Source organism: Bartonella queenslandensis AUST/NH15 (assembly GCF_000312585.1).
Taxonomy (GTDB): Bacteria; Pseudomonadota; Alphaproteobacteria; order Rhizobiales; family Rhizobiaceae; genus Bartonella; species Bartonella queenslandensis_A.
Window position 1 is genome coordinate 1,191 of record NZ_HE998012.1, and the last position, 3,194, is coordinate 4,384.

At 38.5% G+C, this 3,194-nt stretch carries 3 protein-coding genes; all 3 read right to left on the reverse strand.

Going from position 1 to position 3,194, the window contains the following annotated elements:
• Positions 1-83: 83 nt before the first annotated feature.
• Genes BN338_RS07620 through BN338_RS07630 form a run of 3 tightly spaced genes read right to left on the reverse strand, consistent with a single transcriptional unit; the run spans position 84 to position 3,190 of the window.
• Positions 84-2,555: a VirB4 family type IV secretion/conjugal transfer ATPase gene (locus tag BN338_RS07620; RefSeq protein WP_039760671.1), complete on the reverse strand. Its 2,472-nt coding sequence runs from the start codon at positions 2,553-2,555 to the stop codon at positions 84-86.
• A 2-nt stretch (positions 2,556-2,557) separates the two neighbouring features.
• Positions 2,558-2,866 (reverse strand): VirB3 family type IV secretion system protein, encoded by a 309-nt coding sequence (locus tag BN338_RS07625; protein WP_039760672.1) that lies wholly within the window; start codon positions 2,864-2,866, stop codon positions 2,558-2,560.
• Between the two features lie 12 nt (positions 2,867-2,878).
• Positions 2,879-3,190, reverse strand: coding sequence for a hypothetical protein (locus BN338_RS07630; protein ID WP_039760674.1), 312 nt, complete (start codon positions 3,188-3,190; stop codon positions 2,879-2,881).
• Positions 3,191-3,194: the final 4 nt, after the last annotated feature.

Below are 3,194 nucleotides of genomic sequence, written 5' to 3' on the forward strand. Positions count from 1 at the left end.
TCCAGCTCCCCAGCTCCAAAAAGCCATTGCCGGCTTTGAGATCCCTAAAATTATTGCTATTGCGATTAAAACGACTTGTTTCTTCATGTTTCCCTCCTGTCATTTTTTACGTGCTGTAAGAAAATTGGTAACCATATTGCTGGATCATCACCAACTTCCGTGATAATTCTTTCGGCTAACTCTGCGTTATCAGGTGTACCTGATAACACCAAAAGTTCGTCACTAAAGTCGTGTCCGATGTTTTTTCCATCGCTTGTCACATGGAATTTACCGAGATTTAGCTCTGCAAGTGCGGATTGGTCTCCCTGCTTAATGAGAAATTGGCGACTAAATTCACCAAGTCCTTTAACAAGTTCAAATTCAGTATCTGTTAGTTTAAAACCTTTTGTATAATCTTCATAATTTGCTTTGGGATTGGCTAGAAAAATGTAAGTTGCACATTGTTGAATGAGTGTTTTGGCAATATTGCTTTCCAAAGCATCGCTAGGCTCTTGCGTTGCATAAACAAAAATACCATTTTGCTTACGGATAGTTTTTTGTTTATTTTTTGCCAAATCTTCAAAGTATGGGTCTTGTAATGGCTTCCAAAACTCATCAAAGATATACATAAATCGCTGCCCGCTAATCATGCCTTCTGTGCGGTAAAGCAAATACATCATCACTGGCGTACGAGTTTCCGTATTGTCTAAGAATTCCGTGATATCAAAGCCGTAAATTTGATGTGTAGAAAGATCAAGAGCATCATGAGGGTTATCAAATAACCATCCATAATCACCACCTTCACACCATTTCAGTAAGCGAGCGTGAACAGATGGGTGTGTATTATAATCATTTAAATGTGGATTTGGTAAAAATTGCACCAAAAAAGACAAACGACGCAGCGACGGATCGATATTACTACTCATAACAGACGTAACAGCTTTGTTAATTTCTTCCTCGTCGTGATGTGTGACTTCACCACCAGCTTCTGCCAATTTTTTAATAAATTGTTTTAAAAAAATCAGATTTTCTTGTGTGGGAGGAAGTTGAAACGGATTAAAGCCACTTGCTCTACCTGGTTTAAATGTTAGATATTTTCCACCCATCGCTCTAATGGCAATTTCCATACCACGATCTTTATCAAAAACAACAGTTGTCGGCTTAAATTTTTGCGCTTGTGCTAACAAAAAACCGAGCAGTACAGTTTTACCAGATCCGGATTGTCCGATAAGTGCGGTATTACCGAGTAACCGTTTATCAGTCGAATCCTCTTCAAGTTTTGAGGCATGAAAATTAAAATAAAGCGGTGTTTTACTGGTTGTTTTAAGAATTGTGACGGCTGGTCCCCATGGATTGCCAGTAGGCTTTCCGGACATAAAATTATGAAAAGACGAAAATGATAAAAAATTCAGTGATGTAATCGGAGCAGGACGTGGTCTCCATTTCCAATTGCCAGGAAGTTGTGCCCAATAACCAGCCTCTATCGCTAAATCTACAGGTTTGGGCAATACCGCAACGTCTAGTAATGCAGCACTTGCTTTGGCCATATAGTCGCGAACTTGTTGAATTGTATCTCCATATATGGTCAACGTACAATGATGCTCTCCCATGACAAAATGACCACTGATAAGTTGGTTCAGTGCTTCGTCAATTTGTTCAATTTGGCTCGTTGCTACATCGCGTGCATCAATAAGATTACGTTGATGCCGTTGTAAATAGTCTTTAGCAGCATGTCGGGAAAGCACCGAAAAGCTTTGCGTCAATACAAACTCGAAGTCACTTTCCAGTAAAACATTCAATTGTCCTGATTTGGTTGTTGCGTCGTATTCTTTAATTTCCAGCATTCCAAATCGGCGCATTCCACTGGTTGTTCTTAGTTCACCAAGAGCACCCCATTTTGAGAAAAAAGGCCGATTAATAGACATATAATCAGCAAAGCGGTCATGGCAAATGGGCATAGGGTGATATTCACCATTGACAAGCATTCCAAGGAATTCAAGAGCAGAAGAATAAGCATGGCCATTTTTTTCATAAGCACCAAGAAGTTCTGCACCATAACGTTTTAACGATTGGCCTAAAGTATGATTAATGTCATTGAGTTCTTTAATACATGAATCCTGTCGCATCTTTTTTTGATCAAGCGCTTCACGTTCATGTTTGGAAAAGAACGACATAATTTTATCTGCTATTGGTTGAAAAACGACAGTCAGATATAAATCATTGACCATCAGATTATAACCCGCAAAGCTTTGCCGATATTTTTCATCAAGCTGATAGCAAAACATTTGATCAAATGTTGAATCAGGATATTCATAAACACGGCGACGCACGATATGCGTCCAAAATGATAAATTGGCCGATGCAATACCCCGTAGAGTATTATTAAGTTCTCTTGTCCATTGAAAAATATCTTCTTCTGAAGCACTTTGATGCGAGCGTCCGTCAATTTTCCAAATCGACAAATATTCCGCATTCTTAGTAGAGATAATCGTATCTGTAATGTGATGTGAATAGGGGAGGAACAGGCTTACAGGCGTCTCTGATACGAGACGTTTGCTGCTTTCAACAGCGGTCATGTTTATCTCCTTTTACTATAATCAGAGGGACTATAACTTGATGCCCCCCAAAAACCTTTATTGCGATTGCGAAATTTGGTATCGATCCACAACCACCAAATACGAAACGCTTTATCATCATTTTTGGTAATTTGCGCCATAATGAACCATAATGGTGGTGCAATAATCCACAAAAAGATATTTATTGTCATAGCAATAACAGCAACTCCCATAACCATAACAATAAGTGGCATCATGGGTACACCCCACATTGTTGGAACACGTGTTGCTCCCTTAAATAAAGGAAATTCTTTCTTTTCTTGTGATTTCATGGCGTGCACTCATTATTGGATGTGGAATAATATGTGACTAAGATAAAAGGCCGCACCAGCAATAACGATACTGAATGCCCATCGTATGAATGTAGCTCTTGCGATGATACGAAGTATATAAATAAGTAAAAGAAATAAAAGAATGATAGCAGCTGCGATGGGAATAACCATACTTAACCCATATTGCATACCTATAAAAACATCTAAGTTCTTTGTCTTCGTTTGAGCATATGCAGATTGCGTTATTAAAAACACAACTGAAGTGATAACAATAGCACTAATATTGTTGTACGTTTTTGCTTGAAGAATACTTAATGGTTTCATATCC

What these genes read in the sequence shown, in the direction of transcription:
- BN338_RS07620 (WP_039760671.1), bottom strand. Translation starts at nt 2,555, where the DNA reads ATGACCGCTGTTGAAAGCAGCAAACGTCTCGTATCAGAGACGCCTGTA.
- BN338_RS07625 (WP_039760672.1), bottom strand. Translation starts at nt 2,866, where the DNA reads ATGAAATCACAAGAAAAGAAAGAATTTCCTTTATTTAAGGGAGCAACA.
- BN338_RS07630 (WP_039760674.1), bottom strand. Translation starts at nt 3,190, where the DNA reads ATGAAACCATTAAGTATTCTTCAAGCAAAAACGTACAACAATATTAGT.